The organism is Thermococcus aegaeus, from assembly GCF_055393685.1.
This window is the reverse complement of the sequence record NZ_AP042464.1, coordinates 1179919-1198823: the sequence shown is the minus strand read 5'-3', so window position 1 is coordinate 1198823 and position 18905 is coordinate 1179919. Positions and strand designations below refer to the sequence as shown.

The 18905-nt window shown below is 43.7% G+C and carries 23 protein-coding genes; all 23 read right to left on the bottom strand.

The window, feature by feature from the left end; translation table 11 throughout:
* Positions 1–57 precede the first annotated feature (57 nt).
* Positions 58–1146 (bottom strand): NAD(P)/FAD-dependent oxidoreductase, encoded by a 1089-nt coding sequence (locus ACZ5NL_RS06475; RefSeq protein ID WP_464841466.1) that lies wholly within the window; start codon positions 1144–1146, stop codon positions 58–60.
* 11 nt (positions 1147–1157) lie between these two features.
* On the bottom strand, positions 1158–1697 hold the full coding sequence (locus tag ACZ5NL_RS06470; RefSeq protein ID WP_464841465.1) for a ferritin-like domain-containing protein: 540 nt from the start codon (positions 1695–1697) through the stop codon (positions 1158–1160).
* Between the two features lie 72 nt (positions 1698–1769).
* A complete protein-coding gene (locus ACZ5NL_RS06465) occupies positions 1770–2330 on the bottom strand; it encodes a ferritin-like domain-containing protein (RefSeq protein WP_464841464.1) in 561 nt (186 codons plus the stop codon).
* A 49-nt stretch (positions 2331–2379) separates the two neighbouring features.
* Entirely contained in the window at positions 2380–3009 is a 630-nt protein-coding gene (locus ACZ5NL_RS06460) for a DUF1122 family protein (RefSeq protein ID WP_464841463.1), read from the bottom strand.
* A 34-nt stretch (positions 3010–3043) separates the two neighbouring features.
* Entirely contained in the window at positions 3044–4270 is a 1227-nt protein-coding gene (locus tag ACZ5NL_RS06455; RefSeq protein WP_464841462.1) for an FprA family A-type flavoprotein, read from the bottom strand.
* 48 nt (positions 4271–4318) lie between these two features.
* Positions 4319–4765 (bottom strand): peroxiredoxin, encoded by a 447-nt coding sequence (locus ACZ5NL_RS06450; protein ID WP_464841461.1) that lies wholly within the window; start codon positions 4763–4765, stop codon positions 4319–4321.
* A gap of 28 nt (positions 4766–4793) precedes the next feature.
* Complete coding sequence (locus ACZ5NL_RS06445) at positions 4794–5666, bottom strand: thiamine pyrophosphate-dependent enzyme (protein WP_464841460.1); 873 nt, start codon at positions 5664–5666, stop codon at positions 4794–4796.
* The gene (locus ACZ5NL_RS06440) at positions 5663–7375 is read right to left on the bottom strand and encodes a 2-oxoacid:acceptor oxidoreductase subunit alpha (protein WP_464841459.1); all 1713 of its coding nucleotides are present in this window, start codon (positions 7373–7375) and stop codon (positions 5663–5665) included. The genes ACZ5NL_RS06445 and ACZ5NL_RS06440 overlap by 4 nt, the downstream gene beginning before the upstream one ends.
* A 138-nt stretch (positions 7376–7513) precedes the next feature.
* Positions 7514–8164, bottom strand: coding sequence for a peroxiredoxin (locus tag ACZ5NL_RS06435; protein WP_464843359.1), 651 nt, complete (start codon positions 8162–8164; stop codon positions 7514–7516).
* 132 nt (positions 8165–8296) lie between these two features.
* On the bottom strand, positions 8297–9049 hold the full coding sequence (locus ACZ5NL_RS06430; RefSeq protein ID WP_464841458.1) for an N-glycosylase/DNA lyase: 753 nt from the start codon (positions 9047–9049) through the stop codon (positions 8297–8299).
* Between the two features lie 47 nt (positions 9050–9096).
* On the bottom strand, positions 9097–9714 hold the full coding sequence (nuoI, locus tag ACZ5NL_RS06425) for an NADH-quinone oxidoreductase subunit NuoI (protein WP_464841457.1): 618 nt from the start codon (positions 9712–9714) through the stop codon (positions 9097–9099).
* Positions 9715–9719: 5 nt separating this feature from the next.
* On the bottom strand, positions 9720–10895 hold the full coding sequence (locus tag ACZ5NL_RS06420; RefSeq protein WP_464841456.1) for an NADH-quinone oxidoreductase subunit D: 1176 nt from the start codon (positions 10893–10895) through the stop codon (positions 9720–9722).
* A 10-nt stretch (positions 10896–10905) separates the two neighbouring features.
* Positions 10906–11433: an NADH-quinone oxidoreductase subunit C gene (locus tag ACZ5NL_RS06415; RefSeq protein ID WP_464841454.1), complete on the bottom strand. Its 528-nt coding sequence runs from the start codon at positions 11431–11433 to the stop codon at positions 10906–10908.
* Positions 11423–12016, bottom strand: coding sequence for a NuoB/complex I 20 kDa subunit family protein (locus tag ACZ5NL_RS06410; protein WP_464841452.1), 594 nt, complete (start codon positions 12014–12016; stop codon positions 11423–11425). The genes ACZ5NL_RS06415 and ACZ5NL_RS06410 overlap by 11 nt, the downstream gene beginning before the upstream one ends.
* A 10-nt stretch (positions 12017–12026) precedes the next feature.
* Positions 12027–12956 carry a respiratory chain complex I subunit 1 family protein gene (locus ACZ5NL_RS06405; RefSeq protein WP_464841451.1) on the bottom strand — a complete coding sequence of 310 codons (930 nt, stop codon included), beginning with the start codon at positions 12954–12956 and terminating at the stop codon, positions 12027–12029.
* 3 nt (positions 12957–12959) lie between these two features.
* Positions 12960–14813 carry a proton-conducting transporter transmembrane domain-containing protein gene (locus ACZ5NL_RS06400; RefSeq protein ID WP_464841449.1) on the bottom strand — a complete coding sequence of 618 codons (1854 nt, stop codon included), beginning with the start codon at positions 14811–14813 and terminating at the stop codon, positions 12960–12962.
* A complete protein-coding gene (locus ACZ5NL_RS06395; RefSeq protein ID WP_464841447.1) occupies positions 14810–16294 on the bottom strand; it encodes a proton-conducting transporter transmembrane domain-containing protein in 1485 nt (494 codons plus the stop codon). The genes ACZ5NL_RS06400 and ACZ5NL_RS06395 overlap by 4 nt, the downstream gene beginning before the upstream one ends.
* Positions 16291–16632 (bottom strand): NADH-quinone oxidoreductase subunit K, encoded by a 342-nt coding sequence (locus ACZ5NL_RS06390; protein WP_004068081.1) that lies wholly within the window; start codon positions 16630–16632, stop codon positions 16291–16293. The genes ACZ5NL_RS06395 and ACZ5NL_RS06390 overlap by 4 nt, the downstream gene beginning before the upstream one ends.
* Positions 16629–17342, bottom strand: coding sequence for a Na(+)/H(+) antiporter subunit B (locus ACZ5NL_RS06385; protein WP_464841445.1), 714 nt, complete (start codon positions 17340–17342; stop codon positions 16629–16631). Before ACZ5NL_RS06385 ends, ACZ5NL_RS06390 begins: the two co-directional genes overlap by 4 nt.
* On the bottom strand, positions 17336–17611 hold the full coding sequence (locus tag ACZ5NL_RS06380) for a DUF4040 domain-containing protein (RefSeq protein WP_004068079.1): 276 nt from the start codon (positions 17609–17611) through the stop codon (positions 17336–17338). Before ACZ5NL_RS06380 ends, ACZ5NL_RS06385 begins: the two co-directional genes overlap by 7 nt.
* On the bottom strand, positions 17604–18017 hold the full coding sequence (gene mnhG / locus ACZ5NL_RS06375; RefSeq protein WP_464841443.1) for a monovalent cation/H(+) antiporter subunit G: 414 nt from the start codon (positions 18015–18017) through the stop codon (positions 17604–17606). The genes ACZ5NL_RS06380 and mnhG overlap by 8 nt, the downstream gene beginning before the upstream one ends.
* Positions 18014–18262: a monovalent cation/H+ antiporter complex subunit F gene (locus tag ACZ5NL_RS06370; RefSeq protein WP_464841442.1), complete on the bottom strand. Its 249-nt coding sequence runs from the start codon at positions 18260–18262 to the stop codon at positions 18014–18016. The genes mnhG and ACZ5NL_RS06370 overlap by 4 nt, the downstream gene beginning before the upstream one ends.
* A complete protein-coding gene (locus tag ACZ5NL_RS06365; protein WP_464841440.1) occupies positions 18259–18765 on the bottom strand; it encodes a Na+/H+ antiporter subunit E in 507 nt (168 codons plus the stop codon). Before ACZ5NL_RS06365 ends, ACZ5NL_RS06370 begins: the two co-directional genes overlap by 4 nt.
* Positions 18766–18905 lie beyond the last annotated feature (140 nt).

The window sequence follows — 18905 nt, the reverse complement described above, 5'->3', positions numbered from 1 at the left end:
TCGATAGAGAAATATAAAAGGTTTTCTCTCCGAAATTTATAAGATAGGGAAAGAACATCACAGTTCATCTATGCTAACTCCAGCTTTTATCTTCTTCTCCAGCATCATTGCCCTCCTTACGTCCTCCAGAACTACTGCACCAACTATATTACCTCCTTCAAGGAAAACCTTTGTCTTCTCATCCAGCCACTTTCCTTCTCCCTTTGTTTTTCCAATCAAGGCTATTGGGAAATCACCGAATTTAAAAACTGTGGAGCGAAATTCGAAGTCATATCTGTCCTCCCTACCTTTTAGAAGGTTTGCAAGGACTCTTGCATGCCCCATAGCGGCCTTGGCAGTGCCGCAGATTATTCCATTGTACTCGGCACAATCCCCAATAGCATACACATCCTTTGCTGAAGTTCTGAAATGATCGTCAATCAGTATGCCCCTTCCAGCGTGAATACCGCTTTTAATCGCTATTTCCTTGTTGGGAACAATTCCAAAGGCACATATTTTGACTTTCCCCTTTATATAACCCCTATCAGTAAAAACCCCCTCTTTATCTGCTTTCAGTGCATTTGCATTAAGATAAAACTCTACTCCATGACATTCGAGCTTTTCCATTATTATCCTCGTGAGCTCTTCATCAAGGCCGAGGAGGTTATTCCTTCTGTGAACTAACTTAACTTTGTAGCCTGCTTTTGCCAAGTTTCCGGCAAGTTCGAGACCTATAAAACCCCCTCCAAGTATCAAAACGTCTTCATATTTCTCTATTTGCTCCTTGATTTTCTCGGCATCTTGGAGTGTTCTAAGGGTGTGTACTAACTCTTTGCCCTCAAGAGCTGGCTCTCTTGGCCTAGCACCGGTGGCTACAACTAACACATCGTAGGGGATTTCACCCTCACTTGTTATCAGTCTTTTTCTAGCCCTGTCTATTAGCTCCGCTTTTACTCCTAGATTTAGATCTATTCCTTTCTTTTCATACCATTCGAGGGAATACGGGAAAAGTTTTTCTTTTTTAACAAATCCCGCTATGTAATGACTCAACATGGGCTTGCTGTAATGCGGAACATTTTCCTGCTCAACTATCGTTACCTCTTCCTCAGAAAGCTGATTGGCTAATTCCACTCCCCCGGGCCCATTTCCAATTATGACCACCTTCATAACTCTCCCCTTCAGAGAACTCTTGGCTTGTAGTAGATCTCTACCTGATTAAATATCACATGGGCAGGGATATCGGCATTATCTGGCTTCCCTCTCATAAGGCCCTCGAGATATTCCTTATGAACTTCGATTGCTTTGTAATGAGCCCTCTCCTGTGTTGCCAAGAATCCAAAAAGAGCTTCATGTTCAGGTAGCCTCTTAGCCAAAAGCCTATAAACTCTCTCCGCCACTTTTTCGTTCATTAATGCAGTTCTCATGGCCTCAACCATTGCACCCAGAGTTACAACATTGATAGTACTCTCAAGGAAGGGGATCCCCTCAGGCACCGGATAGCTTTCATCCCCGAAGAGTTTTTTATATAAGTTCAGCAAGAGTTCTCTATGTGCTTCTTCTGCCTTTGCGAGGTCTTTGAAGAAGTTCTCTATAAGCTCACCTTTTCCCTCCGCAAGTTTAAGATAAAAGGCCTTGGCATCTTCTTCAGAGGCTACTGCATAGCCCAAAATTTCCTTTTCAGAAAGGGCTTCCAGTTTTTTAACAATATCTTCTTCCATGAATACACCTCCTACGTTAAAGATTTTCTTGTGATTGTATTTAATGTTTATCACCCCAATTCTTCTGAAGAATCAATAGGGCTTAGTCCTCGGTTTATAATACTGTCCGGGGTTTGAAAAGAGCTGTGCTGTTATAGGGGTTTTAGAAACCTCGTCCCCTTCAAGTTGGGCTTCAAAGTAGTCCTTGTACATTTTTAGAGCTTCTATATGGCCCGCTTCCTGAGTTGCCAAGTATTCAAAGACCTCCCTATGTTCAGGGGCATTTTTGGAGAGATATTGGTAGATTCTGTATGCGTTTTCTTCATTTTCAAGGACAATTCTAAGAGCATCAACCAAGTTCTCACAGCTTTCTGTATACGGAGAAGTATGAACTGAAAGTATGTCTTTAACTGACTGTACTGTTTCCTCCCCAAATTTTTCTCTATAAATTCCCAGAAGAACTTCCCAATGAGCTTTCTCATCGTTGGCAACTGTTTCAAGAAACTCCGCTATCAGCTGCCCTTTATCTTTTGAAAGATCTCTATAGAAGAGTTCAAGTTCTCTCTCAGAAGCAATTGCATAGCTTAGTATTTCTTTTTCAGAAAAAGCCTCCAGTTTTTCAATAATATTGCTTCTTTTTTCCACAAAAATCACCTGAATATAATTACACTTAACCTTATTTAACACTTCCTGAAAGAAATATTCATATGAGTTCGTTTAGCGAATCTAAAAGCATTTGCCCTCTTTTTAGTGCCTCCAAAAGGTATTTATCCTCTACCTCACCCCTCTCAAGAAACTCTACCACTTCCCCCTTTATATCCAAAAGATGAGCGCGTCTTTGCTCTTCGCTTAAGGGCTTTTCAGCTTGGAGTTTTTCTCCCCCTTCTTTGAAGCCCTCTGGAAAGTACCAGTCCTTAAACCATGTAAAGCCTAAGTTAAAAAGCTTAAAGCCGAGCCTTGTTGTTGGAGCTGGAGCCCCAAAATAGAGGGCCCTTTTGGTTTCAAGATCTTCAACATAGCTGACAAAGATATGCTCTCCCGGCTTTAAATGACTTGAAAAAAGTTCCAGCAGAGTCTCTTCTACAGGAGAGTTAAAGTACAGTAACCCAACGCTTGGAGTCGGATTTATAGAAGACATTTCAACCCAAGAGCTGTAGTATCTCCTACCAAAATAAACCCTCGCATAAAGGAGGTGATCCTTTAAAGAACCTTTTTCAATGAAAATCCTAAGAAGAACCTCGTTTGGGAATCTGCCAGGGTATTTTTCTGCATATATCTCAAGCTCGCCAACTTTAATTCCACTCAGGAGTTCTTCAACAGCCTTTTCAATCATAAGGGCACCTCTAAAAATAAATAAGAAACAAGGCTCATCTTCTGAGCCTTTTCACTAGTTTTCTGACACCTTCCCTAATTTTTACCTCATCTTCTGGCGTAGTTCTACCCTTTACCTCTATGGTGTCAATGTGATCAAACCTTGACCTCTTGATTAGTGTCTCTATCTCTCTTCCAGCCACTCCAGCCCATCCAAATGTGCCAAGTACAAGAACGGGCTTTTCATAGTTGGCCTTATCAAGCATTTCATATAGGAGATACCTTATTCTCGGATGTATGCCTGCTTCGTATGTTGAAGCTCCAATAATAAGAGCTTCACTATCTGGAACTTCTCCAAGAATGTCGCTCACAGCTGGAGCCTCTTTGTCAGTAAACCTGTAAACTACAGGAGTAAAGCCGAGCCTTTCAAGCTCATTAACTGCCACTCCAACACTTTTTTCAACAAAACCGTACATCGAGTCATAAATCACCAAGACCTTGCCCTTCTTTGGCACTCCAGAGCCAACGTTTGCATAGTGTTCAAAGATCTTTTGTGGGTTTTTACGCCATATCAGCCCATGCCCCGGAAGAATCATCCTGACATCATCCACTATACCAAGCTCTTTTATCTTCTCAATGTTCTCCACGATGTACTTGTGATAGTGGCCAATAACCGTAACTATGTACTTGGTAACGTAGGGAAGATACTTCTCAACGATTTCATCGTCACTGTCATCTATGGCTTCGGGAATTGAGTACCCTCCCCCCGCATCACAGCCAAATATTATCTTGTCCTCAACCACGTAGGTTATCATCGTGTCAGGCCAATGAAGCCATGGGACCGTTATGAACTTTAAAGTCCTGTTCCCTATCTTCAGCTCTTCTCCATCTTCAATTGCATGAACGTTCTCTTTGATATCATAAAACGCCTCTAAAAGTCTCTTTGCAAATATAGTCCCTATAATCTTCGCCTTGTACCCATTTGCTTTAAGAATCTTCGGTAAAGACCCGCTATGATCCGGCTCCATGTGATGGACAACTATATGGGTTATCTCCTTGGGATCAACTATACTTGAGAGTGCCTCAAGAAACTGATCCACATAGTCCTTTTTCCAAGCGTCAAAAAGTACAACCGCACTGTCTGTTTTCATAACGTAAGCATTATAGGTGATTCCTTCTGGAATATCCCATGTTGCCTCAAAGTACTTTACCTGGTCGTCATCAATCCTCAAAAGATAGAGCTCAGGTTCATCAAGAAGTTTCTCTATCCAAACCTTTGGCATTTTTTCACCACCCCAATTTAGTTCAAAAATAGAAATATAAAAAGTTTTTCACCTTTCCAGAAACTCAAATATCTCCTCCAAGTTCGGTACTTCTCTTATCGGATAGACTTTGTAAAAGATTACCTTGCCCTCTTCATCCACAATAACATTGGCTCTCTCGGATATTCCTTCTTTTTCTCTAAAAAGCCCATAGAGCTTGGCAACTCCTCCGTGAGGCCAGAAGTCACTTAAGATTCTTAACTTCTTAAGCCCCATGTGTTCAGCCCAGGCCTTTTTAGTAGGAACTGGATCAACGCTTATGCCAATCGGAAGGACGTTCAGGCTTTCAAATTTTTCGTAATTTTCCTCCAAAGCTTTCATCTGCTTTTCGCAGATACTTGTCCATGCTAAAGGATGGAAAGAGAGAAGAACTTTCTTCCCTTTAAACTCTGAAAGCTTAAATTCTTCCCCGTTCTGGTCTTTCAACACAAAATCCGGTGCTTTTTCCCCAATCACCTTACTCACCTCAAAGATTTATAAAAAATCAAAAGGTTTTCTTAGCCTCCAAAATTTTTCTGATCTCTTCAATCTTTGGCTGTCTCTGCCACAGCGGTGTTTTGTCCTTCTTATAAGCAGGAACCTGCTCTTCAAAGGTTGGCTTTTCGTGGATGTAAAATACTCCAAGCGGAAGAGGATCACTTTCTATAGCTCTCTTAAAGGCTTCCTCCCTATCGTATGGGTTGTGGTCCTTCATCCAGTAGGTATGTTCCCGGTACCATTCGTAGGTGTTTACCTTGTTGAAGCTCACACACGGATGGAAGATGTCCACTATAGCTAGTCCTTTATGCTGGATGGCCTTTTTGATTATTTCCACGCTCTCTTTGAAGTATCCCATGAAAGTCCTTGCCACGAATGAAGCGTCCAATGCTATTGCCAGACCTATCGGGTTGAACGGCTCTTCAAAGACCCCCCAAGGTTGGGTTGGTGTTTTCATTCCCAGCATGGTAGTTGGTGATGCTTGACCCTTTGTTAAACCATAAATCTGGTTATCGTGGACTAAAACCGTAATATCCGGATTCCTCCTTATGGCGTGAATTAAATGGTTGCCGCCCTCTGCATACATGTCTCCATCTCCACCCTCCGCTATTACCGTCAAAGACGGATTTGCGGCTTTCACAGCAGTGGCTATTGGGATTGAACGGCCGTGAAGGGTGTGGTAACCGTTAACGTTTATGTAGTGAGGCATTTTTGCTGCCTGACCAATTCCGCTTATTATGACAACATCCTGCGGCCTTAAGTTGAGTTCTGCAAAAGCAGACCTCAAAATGTTCCTAATACCGAAGTTCCCACACCCGGGACACCATGCTATGTCCTTGCTACCGGGTCTTTCAGGCTCAAAAATAAGCGGAGAGATCATTCTAGCACCCCCTTAAGCCCCTCAAGAATCTCTTCAACAGAGAAAGGCCTCCCATCGTACTTCAAGATCTTATGGTGAACCTCAATGCCAAGTTCTTTCTTTAAAAGCTCCGCAAACTGTGCCGTAACGTTCTGCTCTATGTCTACTATCACCTTGCCCTCTAGGAAATCTTTAACCTTCTCAGGCAAGGGATACAGCCACTTAAAGTGTAAAAATGCCATGTCTTCTCTTCCAAGTGTCTCAAGGGCTTCTCTTATTACATGATAGGTTGAGCCCCATGCAACAATGATGTATTTTGCATCCTCTCTTCCTACAAGCTCTGGCATCATGGCGTTTTTCCTTATTGTTTCGAGCTTCTTTATCGCTCTTTTTTCTTGCATTAGCCTTGAAAGTTCTTCGTCTTCGGTTATATCTCCCCATTCGTCATGTTCGTTTCCGTTAGCTACCACGACGCCCTTTCCATATCCCGGAATGCTCCTTGGAGAAATGCCATCTTCGGTGAGCTTGTACCTTTTGTAGTCTTCATCGCTCTCTACAATGTATTTTTCCACTTTAATTTTGCTTAGATCAAGCTCCGGAAGGTTGTAATAGGTGTCAACAAAATACTGATCTGTGAGGATTATTACTGGCACTTGATATTTGTCAGCCAAGTTGAACGCCTCCGCCGTAAGGTAAAAAGCCTCCTCTATACTTCCGGGAGCTAAAACTATCCTTGGAAATTCTCCATGGCCAGAATAAAGGACTAGGTTAAGATCTCCCTGCATTGTTCTCGTGGGTAATCCGGTTGCAGGGCCGGGTCTTTGAGCGAGGTGTATTACCACAGGATTTTCTGCCATTCCCGCTAAGCTTAAGGCCTCGCTCATTAGAGCAAAACCGCCTCCTGAAGTTGTAACCATTCCCCTTGCTCCAGCAAACCATGCCCCTAGGGCCATGTTTATTGCAGAGATTTCATCTTCCACCTGTTCAACTATTATTTCAAAGTCCTCAGCATGCTGGGCAGAGAAAACGGCAACACCAGTAGAAGGGCTCATGGGATAAAAGCTTAAGAAGTTCATTCCCCCAGTGACTGCTCCTAAAGCCACAGCCTCCGTGCCGCTTAAAAGAACTTCTTTCTTAACGTTCTCATCTTTTTTAACTTCAATTCCGATTGTTCCTTCTTCACACAGCTTCACTCCAAGTTCATAACCTTTCTTAGCAGCTTCAATGTTTTTTAACACAACTTCCTCTCCTTTGCTGCCAAATCTTTTTCTCAGATATTCCTCGAGGGCCTCAAAGTCCCCATGGAAAAGTCCAACCACAAGTCCTGCTGCTATTGTGTTTAAATACAAAGGACTGCCGACCTCTTTTGCCATCTCATTGAGAGGGACTTCAACAAATCTTACCTTATTAAGGTATTCCTCTTCAACATTCTGTTTTTCTCCCAAAACCACTGTGTTCTCTGTGAGCCTTTTTTCCACCCAAGGAAGAACTCCACGCTTGAAAGGAATTAAGATGTCAATTCTCCTTACAAATGCCCTTACTTTTTTTGAAGACACCCTAATTTCAGTGGTGTTTATACCTCCCCTAACCCTTGACATATACTCCTTGTTTGCATAGACATTATAGCCAGAAAGCTTCAAAACTCTCGTAAGGATTTCTTCAACGGTCTGAATTCCCTGACCTGCTGCACCTCCTAAAACAATAGAAACATCTTCCTTAAACTCGACCATATGCCATCACTTCCAATAAAGTTCGACTTTCGTCATAATAAGGTTTGTGAATTAGGTTTATATAATTTTCTTCTAAAGCCCTAACAATGGAGAAGGCAAACAAACTCTGAAAAAAAAGACAAGGTTAAAGAAAAGGAATCATTCGAGCTTCTTGTAGCAGAACCACCAGTCGTAACACTCTATCTCGCCCTTGGCTTTGGCCTCTTCGCGCTCTTTAACTTGGTCAACCGTGCTAGCTGGTGGGACGATAACCTTGTCCCCGATAAGCTCATTGTTGGGCCACTTGTGAGGTAAAGCTACGCCCTTTTCTGTGCTTATCTTTAGAGCCTTAACGAGCCTTAAAATCTCGTCCCAATCTCTACCTACTTCGGCTGGGTAATAAACTATTGCCCTGATGATGCCTTTATCGTCAACAACAAAAACAGCTCTAGCCGTTATTGTTGCACCACTGGGTATCATGCCGAGCCTATCAGCCAAGTCCCCTCTGTCGTCGGCGATAACTGGGAAAGTTATTTCCTCGCCAAGGTTCTCCTTGATCCATTCCATCCACTTGATGTGGCTAAATACTTGGTCAACGCTTAGTCCTATGGGCTCTACGCCAAGTTCTCTGAACTTATCAATTCTCTTTTGTAGAGCGTAGAACTCTGTGGTACAAACTGGAGTGAAATCTGCTGGATGGCTGAAAAGCAGGAACCACTTGCCTTTTTCTGCAAAGTAGTCTGGGAGCTTTATTAGACCATGGGTTGTCTTTACCTCAACCTCTGGGAACTTTTCACCAATAACCACCATCCTCATCACCTCATTTTGTTTTCATATGAAACTTTCAAAGTTCGAATATATAAGGTTTTCGGTTTTCCTAACAAAACTCAGAAACCCTAATAAGTTCAGCGACATTCCCTTTATTAAGTTCGAAAGGACAACTCAAAGGGACACAAGTTGTAAAACTAGCTCGGATTTTTCACAGTATTTTTTCAATCTCTCCATGACCTTCTTCTCCCCTCCAAGCACGGGCCAGAGAATTGAATCTATATGTAATGGGGGTATTCCAACTTCTCTCGAAATTTCTCTCCAAAATTTCACTGGATCCTTGGCTGTAAACCTCTTTGTGTAGTTTTCAATCCTGAAGTCTTTTGGAATGTCAATTTCCATTGGATAGGGAATAAAGTCTTCAAAAGCTATTCTAGATGCATAACCGAACATTTTTACAGCAAAAACGATTGTTTTTGCGTCTTCCTTCGAATTCATGACCTTTGCTAAATGATCCCGAAATCTCACCATGTTTTGGTAGTATCCCCTAAGGTCGCCCATCGTTAAGGAGTCCAAAAAAGGCTCCAGCCTTTTAAGACGATTTAGCTTGGGCTGGATTAATCTCCTGTTGGTTTTTGAGTTTGGCAAGAAGTTAAAATACGCCTTTACAATGTCCTTTACAGGATTTTTTGAGAAGTAATTTGAAAATTCCCACCACCAGCTTTCTCCTTTACCAGAGAGTTGATAGCTCACAATTGAATTGGCTATCACGAGCTTGAGGAAAAGTTCATCGTTATTGAGGCTTTTGTGGAGATTCTCCAAGGCTAAAAACTGTAAGTCAACTTTCTCCTCAATGGTTCTAGCGCATTCAATACCTAGTTCTTTAAGAATGCTTTTGAGGGCTTCGATTTTCAATTTCTCCACCAAAAAGAAAAGGAAGTAGAGCCTTATAGAATTTGCGAAAAATAAACGGATTACTCTGCTTTCTTTTCTTCTTTAGCCTCCTTCTTTTCCACTTGTTTAGGCTTTGCTGGCGGTTTAAGGCCGTAGCCGAGGATCCTAAACTCTACAACGTCTCCATCCCTCAAGATATACCTGACTTTGCCATCCTCAAGGTGCTCTATCTTCGCTAAGGGATGTCTGTAATCTTTGAACTTTCTCACTTTCTCCTCCGGCAGTGGGACCCAGTCAAACAGCTCAAGCTCTTCCTCTTTCCATTCGGTTGTGAGTATATAGTTCTCCACATAACCCAAGGCATTTGTTGGGCAAACATCAACACAGAACTGACAGAATGTGCACCTTCCGTAGTCTACTTTAGGATGAGGCCTCTTTTCTCCCTCTATCCAGGTCATTTCTATAGCCCTTGCGGGACATATCTGGCCACACATATTACATCCTATGCATGTTTTCCAGTTGAGTGTGTGGAACCCCCTATACTTCTCGGCTATTTGTGTTTGTTCATAGGGGATCTTAATGGTAACGGGTTTTTTGAAGAGATACTTAAGTCCAAGCCAGGGTTTGAGGAATGAAGGTTTCTTCTTGACTTTCTCCTCAGGGGCAATTTTAAACTCAATCTGCTTTGCACTCTCCATTTTTATCACCTGTCTATATCGGGTGGGCAGTTATCAAGGCTCACCAAAATCACGGGCACGTCTGCTAACCTTGCTCCTACTAAAAGCTGCTCTATCACCCTGATTCCGTGGGCTATGCTTGGACCCCTTATCTGAACTCTGTAAGGCTTGTTTCCTCCATCACTTACGACATAGGCTCCAAAGTCTCCTTTACTTGACTCCACGTGAGCGTAAGCGTCCCCAGCTGGCACTTTAAACCTTGGAAGAGCCTTGAAGCCAGCATGCTCAACCTTGTAGGGCCCACTTGGTGGCCCCATTTCTAGCAGCTGTTCGAGAATATAAAGGTCCTGTTCAAGCTCAAATCTTCTTACGAGAGCTCTTGCCAATGCATCCCCCTCTCTAAGCACCGGCACCTCAAAATCAAGCTCTGGGTAAAGGAGGTATGGGTCGAGCTTTCTGACATCCGCCTTAACTCCGGTTGCCCTAAGGTTTGGCCCGGTTACGCCTTCAGCTAAAGCAAACTTCTTGTCCATAACCCCAATTCCTTCAAGCCTCTTAAATGTGATGTAGTTTTCGAATAGGACGTTGTCAAAGTCTTTAAGCTTATCCTTTAGGTATTCCACGGTGTCTTTCAGCTGTCTTAGCCACTTATCTCCAGGTATGTCTCTTCTGACTCCTCCTGGGATTGTATAGATGTGGTAAACCCTTGCTCCAGTAAGCTGTTCGAAGAGTGCCATGAACCTTTCTCTATAAGCGGCAGCCCACTGTCCAGCGGTGTAAACACCCAGCTTAAACGCCATTCCCATAGTCCAGAACAAATAAGCGCTAACCCTCGCCATCTCGAGCACTGTTGTTCTAATCCATTGAGCCCTCTCAGGAACCTCCCATCCCATGAGCTCATCAACAGCCATTGAGTAAATTGCCTCCGGTACATCTGGCTCAGGAACACAGATTCTAAGGAGGAGAGCTATGTTAGTATACCAAGGCCTGTACTCTGCAAGTTTTTCAAAACCTCTGTGGAGGAATCCAGGGTTAGCTATAGCTTTAACCACCCTGTGACCATCCATTTTAAGGATCAGGCTGTAGTTCTCGGTGGCCATATGCTGCGGACCGAAGAATAACTCATAAGTGTCCTTCTCAAGGGGCAAAAGCTCCATTCCATTTTCTCTCGCTTCTCTAATTAACTCTTGTTGTGAAACCATCCTTCTCACCTCAGATCACATAGTTCTCCTTATCCTCTTCAAACCTATCGAGCAGTTTGTACTTCTTTTTAACGTAGCCAAGCATATCAAAGTCCTTCCTATGAGAAACCCCGGCTTCTCTGTCTTCATCTTCAAGAATCCATGGCATTTCAAGCTTATCGTTGCCTTCAAAAGTTACTTTATAGAACTCATGAGCGTCTCTTTCATAGGTTTCTGCAGCTGGATAGATGTCCCTAACACTCGGCACCCTTGCTTTATCAACGTCCCTTGGAATCCTCGTCTTTACAAAGGCATGAACCGCATAGGTGTAGCTCCACATCTGATAAACGAGCTCTATCTCCCCATCCTTTAGCCAATCAACTGCCGTTATCTGCATCATGGATTCAAAGTTGTTTTCCTTAAGAAGGGCAAGAAACTCTCTTATTCTGTCAGCTGGGATTTTAAACTCTATTCTTCTCTGCCTTCTGACCTTTCCTTCTGCATAAGGTGCTTTTTGGAGTATAGCATCAACGATCATCTGCTCTTTTTCAAAGTTCATTGCTCTCCCCTCCAATTTCTTTCTTCTTATTCATTAGCCATGGAATCCATCTTCTCGCGGTTCTCTCTCTCCAGCCCTCGCCAAAGAGCTCGTCTTGATTCTTCTTGTAGTACTCGTAGTTCTCCCTGTAGCGCTTCCATCCATCGGCCTTTCCTGTTTCGATAAGCTCCATCATCTTCTTTATTCCGTCCATTACAGCTTCCGGCCTCGGCATGCAACCGGCTATTGCCACATCCACCGGGATGTACTTGTCGAGGTGCTTTATTGCATTGTAGGCGTCCCAGTAGATACCACCATTGAGGGGACAGGAACCATGAGCAAGGACGTATTTCGGATCGGGCTGCATCTCATAGGTTATTATTATCCTTTTTAGGGTCTTTGGAGTCACGTAACCAGTAATTAGGAATAAATCGGCCATTCTCGGTGCTGGATTAGGCATCATACCGAAACGCTCCAAGTCATATCTTGAGGTCATCAATGGGGGCATTTCTATACCCCCACATCCCGTACAAAATGCAACAATCCACATGCTTCTCTTTCTCGCAAAGTTGATGAGCGGTTCATACAATCTCCAATCTACCATCTTTACCACCTCACAGACTTGCTAAGATAGCTCCTAGGGCAGCTATTATTGTGGGCCACTTCCAGTAGAACTTTGCCGCTTGATCTATTGTAAATCTCGGGAATATTGCACCCATGAAAGTCGCAATAAGCAGCACTGCCACCTGCTTAATCAGGAGTATTCCTAAGCTTGCTATTGTGTTAAGTATTGAGCTTCCAAATGCTGTAACTACTGCCCCACCAAGGAATATATTGCTGAAGAACAATGTTTCTGCAAAGAGGGCTATAGCGTGCTGTATCTGGAGTATTCCCATGTGCTTTCCGCCAAATTCCACCATCGGTCCAAGGGAAATCTCACCTGGGGCTATCATTATGTCGAATGGCTCCTTTCCAAACATTGCCTGTAGAACGATGTCATAAGCTATCGCTGCCAGCAACAGCGGAAGGTGAATTATGCTCCATCCCATCGTCTGCTGTGCCATAACTATCTCGTAGGTGCTGAACGTTCCGTAAAATTCGGCCAAGGCAACTATGGCAAACCCAAGGGGTACCTGAATTGCTAAAAGCGTGAGCAGTGCTCTCTGAGCACCAATACCTGCATAGGGATTTCCTGAGCTCATTGCAGCGAACATTATCCCAAGCATCGGTATTTCAAGGAGGAAAGTGATGAGGATTAGATCACCGTAGGCCCTAAGGATTCCAATGCTACCAAGCGGAATGAACATCAAAGCTAATATTGTTGCTCCCAGAGCGTAAATTACGCCGAAGTCGTATATTAAACCGTGGGTTATGTTGCTCTTCTTTGAGAGGAGCTTTATGGTATCAAGGATGGGCTGGTAAATTGGTGGCCCAACTCTCCTGTGAATCCTTGCCGTAACTATTCTGATTATCCCCATGAACATGAATCCTACAAAGGTCGCATAAATTAAAATTAGGAAAGCCTTCAAAGCAGTCTCAATCATTCTTCACACCCCCCACAGTGCAAGGACTAGCAAGATTATCGCCAGATACCACGCGTAGCTTTGGACGCTTCCATTGTAGATGTAGTTCCTTAAAACCTCGGCTAAGTCCTCAACCCATGCTCCTATGTCCCGATAAAGTTTGTCGAAGCTTATCCTGAGCCAGAAGGCAAGCGCCTCTTTTAGTGGAAGGAAGAAGTTTCTCCTTATGGTTAAGTTGTACTCCATTGTAACTGGATTAGCAGATTGGTAGGTATCTGTGACAGGAACTTTCCTGACCTTTGCTCCAAGGAAGTAGATTATTCCGGCGATTATGATGCCTACTATCAGATAGATGAGTATTGCCAGTGCATTGTATCTTCCAAACCCCAGGTCAAGTACGAAGAGGTTTCCTCCAATAACTTCCTTTCCAAATATTTTGTTGAGCTCTCTAGCAACTAATCCTGGAGCTATGCCCAAAACAACGTTAAATAATGCCAGTATTGCCATTGCTATCGCCATTGGCAGTGGAGCGTCTTTTGTATCATCCAGATCTGTAGGCCTCTGACCAAACCACACTGCGTACGTGAATCTTATTAGGTAAACAAAACCTATTGCGCTTCCAAAGAACACCATACCGCCGAGTATTGGAAGATTCTGACTTATAACCGCCTCAAAGAGCACCCACTTACTCGCGAACCCAACAAGTGGAGGTATTCCCGCCAAGCTTAAAATTGCTACAAATGCCATGGCAAAGGTGAAGGGCATTTTCTCAGCTAATCCCCCCATGTCTGCAAACCTCGTCTTCCCTGTGCGGTAAACAATTGTAGCTACTATAAGGAAGAACAACCCCTTGAAGAGCGCGTGGCTTAAGGCGTGGAACAAAGCGGCTTGCATGCTTAAAGCTGTGCCTACCCCTATGCCTACCAGGATGTAGCCAATTTGGCTTATACTTGAATAAGCGAACAGCTTTCTTATATCTTCTTGTAGGGCAGCTAACAGACCGCCGACGATTATTGTTAACCCCCCAAGAAAGGCTATTACATAACCGAACTTTGTCGTGCTTCTAAACCCTCCAAGCTCAATTGCTAGGCGAGTTCCCATGAGGAGATATAGCATTATGAATCCATAAACTCCAGCCTTGCTTAGAACTCCGCTGAACATCGCTGTATAGCTCTGATTGGTCTCGGAGTAAGCATCAGGCGCCCACACGTGGAGCGGGAACATCCCGGCTTTAACTCCAAATGCAATGAGGAAGAGCAGGTATATAAGAGCGCTCTCACCTTTGCTGAAAACCGTATCGGCTCCAAAAGCCGCTGCATAAGCTTCCTTGTACATTGCCTGCTGTATCTGGGCAAAGTCAAATGTGCCGAGCTTTGCGTAAATCATTCCCAGCGCAATAAGCATCGCATATGCACCAAAGACGCTCAGCAGGAAGTATTTAAGCGAGGCAGCTTTGTTGTAGTGGAGAACCATCATAAAGCTTGCAAAGGTCATTATCTCCCAGAAGATGAAGAACGTCATCAGGTCGTTTGCGAGGAACACTCCAAGTACTCCACTGAGGCTCATTAACGCAAACAGCCACTCGTAGCTGTCTTTAGCCGTCGAAACCAACGCCAAGATTGCTGAGAATCCTACCAATGCCCCTATTCCTAGGAAGAACCAGTTCAATGTATTTAGAGCAAAGGTTAGCTTGAAGACTCCCAAGTTGAGGACAAAGCTAAGGCCTTCACCAGTTTTTTGATAGAGCAAAGCGGTATATCCGAGTGAAATTCCTGCCCCTAAAATACCAAGGATCTCCCTGATACCTTTCATGTCAATGAGCCACGCCAAAGCGCCGGCTATTAAAGGAGCAAATACCACTATAGCAAGTTCGTTCATGGGTTCACCCCCATTAAAGGAACGTTCTTAACATATTGGGCAACGTTGAAGATATCACTTCCAGCTTTTTGCATAATATTCCAGAACGGTTCTGGATAGACTCCAATGACTATTATCAACGCCACTAGCAAAAGCATCACCAATGCTAGCACGCTGTTTTCTTTCACTTTCTCTCCTTCTCCCTTGAACCATATTGTGTGTATCAGCCTTATGTAATAAGTAGCCTCCACCAAGCTTGCACCCAAGACCAATGCTACCACCCAGGTGTACTGAGCATTTAAAGCGGCCAGTATAAGCTGCATTTTGCTCCAGAAGATGTTGAAGAGTGGTATTCCGATGATGCTTATAGCACCAACGGTTATTGCAAACGCAGTTACTGGCATTCTCTTCCCCAATCCTTCAAATTTGTCCATTTCCGCCCCTCCAAGTTCCACTGCAACATAGCCAACTGCTAAGAACATAAGGGCCTTAACTATTGCGTGATTGAACATGTGAAATACACTAGCACTTACACCGTTTGCTGTTCCCAGGGCTAGGCCCACAGCAATCAGACCAACTTGGGCTATACTGGAATAGGCAAACATTCTCTTAACATTGCTCTGCCTTAATGCACTCATCTCGCCCACAATAACAGTGAGAGTTCCCATGATTATCAGCAATCTCAAGATTGAGCTCCATCCCTCTGCGGCACTGAGAATGTACACAACCCTTCCAATTGCATATAGAGACGCCTTGACTACAAATGCCGAGAACATTGCCGTTACTGGATGTGGAGCTTCTTGATACGCATCAGGTGCCCAAGCGTTAAGTGGGAACTGCTCGGCCTCAACTGCCAATCCAAAGATAAGCAACGCCAGTCCAGCTTTGGCAGCAGTTGGATTTATCATTGAGGCCAGTTGGGCAATATGGGCCATGTTGAGTGTTCCAAGGCTTCCATAAATTAAGGCAATACCAACAAGGAAGAAGCTTGAACCCACTCCTCCGAGAACAATGTACTTAAGTGCAGCTTCGCTCGCTTCTCCGGTTTTGTTGTAAGCGGTTAATGCATAAGCACTTATTGCCGTGATCTCCATGAAGACGAATAGGTTGAAGATGTCCCCAGTGGAGATCATGCCGGTTGCACCGAGCATGAGAAGTAAGAACAACATTGCGTATTTGTCCTTTGGTTCAATGCTAACGGCTTTAATGCTAAAGACTGCCATTAGAAAGCTGGCAACTGCAATAACTAAGACGAAAAGTGCTGCAAAGTGTCCTATGTAGAGATTGATTCCAACAGGAGGTTTAAATCCTCCCGCTAAGATTATTATTGGTTTTCCTGTTGTGTAAACTTCACTAAACACCCAGGCTGCTATCCCAGTCTGTACTAACGTCACCAACGCCAAGAAGGGCATTACTGCATTCTTACTTATTCTCTTGAGTATTGGAATGAAGAACGCACTAAATAACGGTAATGCAATGAGGAGTGAAGCGTACTGGCTCATCCCCTCAACCTCCTTATCTCTTCTACGTTAAGGGTCTTGTACTTCTCATAGAGGTTTATAACAACGCTCAAGGCCATTGCAGTTGTTGCAACGCCAATAACTATTGCTGTAAGCACCAAAGCTTGAGGAATTGGATCTACAGCTTTATCTGGGGTTATCCCCTCGCTAAGTATGGGTGCACTTCTCCCGCTAACATAGCCAACACTTATGAGCAGTAAGTTAACCCCAGTCTCCATTATGCTAAGCCCAACGAGCATCTTTAGGACGTTTCTCTTTGCCAATACTGCGTAAAATCCAATAAGGATTAATGCGATTGAAGCGAAGTAGTACGGGTTCATTGCCCTCCCTCCTCGGGCTCTTTAACCATGTTATCAACGATTCCCGTAAGCTCGGTTCCAACTTTGAGCCCAATTAGTGTGTAAATTATTGGTATGAATCCTGCACTGAGGAGCCTTCCGATGTTCTCCTTTCCAATTCCCCATGTTTGCCATATCCAGTCAAAGAGGAAGTACCCACCTATTGCCAAACCTATAAGACCAACCGTGACGTAGCCAACCCCAGCAAGGCCTTCAAGAGGTTCAAAGATTTTGTGATCTATTTCGTAGACCGTGAAGGCTAAGTAGAGGAACAAGAAAGCTGTTGCGATTGTTGCTCCACCGGGGAATCCTCCTCCCGGAGTTAGGTGTCCATGGATAAAGATGTAAGCTCCAAAAAGCATTATGAACGGCAAAAGAAGCCTTGCGCCCGTTGTTAAAACAACACTTCCCTCTGTTTTCGCTGTTCTCTTCCTCTTCTTTCTCCATAGAAGAGCGGCAACGCCGGTAGAGGCTATGAAGAGCACGGTAACTTCTCCCAGAGTATCAAAACCTCTATAGTTAACGACCACGGCGGTTACGGCGTTTACTGCTCCAGTCTCCTCAGTTACATGATTAAGGTAGTATTTGCCTACGAGCATTCTATCTTCGCCGAAGGGAACCTGATCGAGAGCCTTTGCCATCCAGAAACCTATTATCAAGATGAAAACTATGGCAAGGATTCGCTTCACCATCTCACCCACCATCCTGTGCCTTCTTCCTCACTCTCGTATCTCTCAGTTCTCTTTATTGCGAAGATGAAAACTGCAGCGCTCAAAGCGGCTCCTATAGCTGCTTCCACCATAGCTACATCCGGTGCTTGAAGGAAGAAGAAAGCTATTGAGGCAAATAAGCTCACGGCAGCCATTCCCACCACTGCTGCTAAAAGATCTCTCCATTCAACTGCGAAGATTGCGGAGATTACCATAAGAGCGGCTATAAAAATAGCAACCCAGTCACTCATTCGTCTCAACCTCCTGCGAAGGTTCTTCCAATTTCTCCTTTATTTCCTCCACTCGCTCCAAAGAGCTTTCTGCTTCTTTGTATTTGTCCACAACACTACCTTCCCACAAGGGCACTCCACTCTTGTAAGCAGCTCTGATTAATGCATGTGCCGCTATTGGATTCGTGAGGAGCAGAAATACGGCAATTATCAAAGTCTTTGGAATCCAAGAGTAGCTTCCCACTTCTCCAATGGCCCATATCCCGGTTCCTATGATAACACCTAGAGACCCTAAAGTAGCGCTCTTAGTTGCCGTCTGCATTCTATTGTAAACATCGGGCATTCTAATAAGACCCAGAGACGAGAGCACGTAGAAGAAAGTTCCGAAGAGCACAAGGGCTTGGCCAATTATTGATGCAACGCTCATAAGCCTCCCTCCATGTATCTGGCGAAGGCTATAACTCCAACGAAAGCGAGTACAGCATAGACCAAGGCCACGTCAAGGAATATTGCTCTTCTGTAGTATAGGGCAAACAGTACCATCAATCCAGTAGTTAGGGTCGTCATTATGTCTACCGCAACTATTCTGTCGGCTGTTGTTGGACCTCTGAAAAATCTGTACATGCTCAAAATAACAGCAAGGGCAATTAGGATTAGATAGACCTCTATCATTCGAAGATCACCTTCAGGAATTTTTCAAAAGGTTTTGTTATGTTCTCAGAAGCTCCCTCTACACTTTTGTCTTTAACATCAATCCAGTGGATGAAGTAGCGATCTCCTTTAACGTCTAGAGTAATTGTACCTGGAGTTAAGGTTATTGAATTGGCAAGGGCCAGCTTTCCAACATTATTCGTGAGAACTGTTTTACATTCAACGATTCCTGGGTTTATGGGTCTTTTTGGATGCAAAACACGGTATGCAACGTCCAGGTTTGCCATTATCATTGCCCAAAGGAAATATGGAATATAGGCTATGAAATAGAGCACCCTTTTTGGATTAAGGTTCCCTAGGCCTCTCTCTGTAAAAACTTCATACGTTAGCGCTCCAACCACTAATGAAAATATCGCCCCAATGGTGATTTCTTGAGGATCAAGGCTGCTGGTTAAAAACAACCAAATAATAAACAATATCAAAACAGTATAGATGTATCGGCTTATTTTGCTTGCTTCTCCCATTTAACAACCCTCCACAAGCCAAGGTTGAAATTTTTTACACCTAATGTTTCTAACCTTTATTGGGGGATTGATATTTATAAACCTTATCAAAACACCAAAAGGTTAAAAACCAATGGTTAAACAAATAGAAACTCCCTTTC

Coding starts and splice junctions, on each gene's coding strand:
- ACZ5NL_RS06460 (WP_464841463.1), bottom strand. CDS start 3,009: ATGATTGAAAAGGCTGTTGAAGAACTCCTGAGTGGAATTAAAGTTGGC.
- ACZ5NL_RS06370 (WP_464841442.1), bottom strand. CDS start 18,262: ATGATAGAGGTCTATCTAATCCTAATTGCCCTTGCTGTTATTTTGAGC.
- ACZ5NL_RS06445 (WP_464841460.1), bottom strand. CDS start 5,666: ATGATCTCTCCGCTTATTTTTGAGCCTGAAAGACCCGGTAGCAAGGAC.
- ACZ5NL_RS06420 (WP_464841456.1), bottom strand. CDS start 10,895: ATGGTTTCACAACAAGAGTTAATTAGAGAAGCGAGAGAAAATGGAATG.
- ACZ5NL_RS06455 (WP_464841462.1), bottom strand. CDS start 4,270: ATGCCAAAGGTTTGGATAGAGAAACTTCTTGATGAACCTGAGCTCTAT.
- ACZ5NL_RS06400 (WP_464841449.1), bottom strand. CDS start 14,813: ATGAACGAACTTGCTATAGTGGTATTTGCTCCTTTAATAGCCGGCGCT.
- mnhG (WP_464841443.1), bottom strand. CDS start 18,017: ATGAGCGTTGCATCAATAATTGGCCAAGCCCTTGTGCTCTTCGGAACT.
- ACZ5NL_RS06395 (WP_464841447.1), bottom strand. CDS start 16,294: ATGAGCCAGTACGCTTCACTCCTCATTGCATTACCGTTATTTAGTGCG.
- ACZ5NL_RS06440 (WP_464841459.1), bottom strand. CDS start 7,375: ATGGTCGAGTTTAAGGAAGATGTTTCTATTGTTTTAGGAGGTGCAGCA.
- ACZ5NL_RS06385 (WP_464841445.1), bottom strand. CDS start 17,342: ATGGTGAAGCGAATCCTTGCCATAGTTTTCATCTTGATAATAGGTTTC.
- ACZ5NL_RS06405 (WP_464841451.1), bottom strand. CDS start 12,956: ATGATTGAGACTGCTTTGAAGGCTTTCCTAATTTTAATTTATGCGACC.
- ACZ5NL_RS06365 (WP_464841440.1), bottom strand. CDS start 18,765: ATGGGAGAAGCAAGCAAAATAAGCCGATACATCTATACTGTTTTGATA.
- ACZ5NL_RS06475 (WP_464841466.1), bottom strand. CDS start 1,146: ATGAAGGTGGTCATAATTGGAAATGGGCCCGGGGGAGTGGAATTAGCC.
- ACZ5NL_RS06415 (WP_464841454.1), bottom strand. CDS start 11,433: ATGAACTTTGAAAAAGAGCAGATGATCGTTGATGCTATACTCCAAAAA.
- ACZ5NL_RS06390 (WP_004068081.1), bottom strand. CDS start 16,632: ATGAACCCGTACTACTTCGCTTCAATCGCATTAATCCTTATTGGATTT.
- ACZ5NL_RS06435 (WP_464843359.1), bottom strand. CDS start 8,164: ATGGTGGTTATTGGTGAAAAGTTCCCAGAGGTTGAGGTAAAGACAACC.
- ACZ5NL_RS06410 (WP_464841452.1), bottom strand. CDS start 12,016: ATGGTAGATTGGAGATTGTATGAACCGCTCATCAACTTTGCGAGAAAG.
- ACZ5NL_RS06470 (WP_464841465.1), bottom strand. CDS start 1,697: ATGGAAGAAGATATTGTTAAAAAACTGGAAGCCCTTTCTGAAAAGGAA.
- ACZ5NL_RS06380 (WP_004068079.1), bottom strand. CDS start 17,611: ATGAGTGACTGGGTTGCTATTTTTATAGCCGCTCTTATGGTAATCTCC.
- nuoI (WP_464841457.1), bottom strand. CDS start 9,714: ATGGAGAGTGCAAAGCAGATTGAGTTTAAAATTGCCCCTGAGGAGAAA.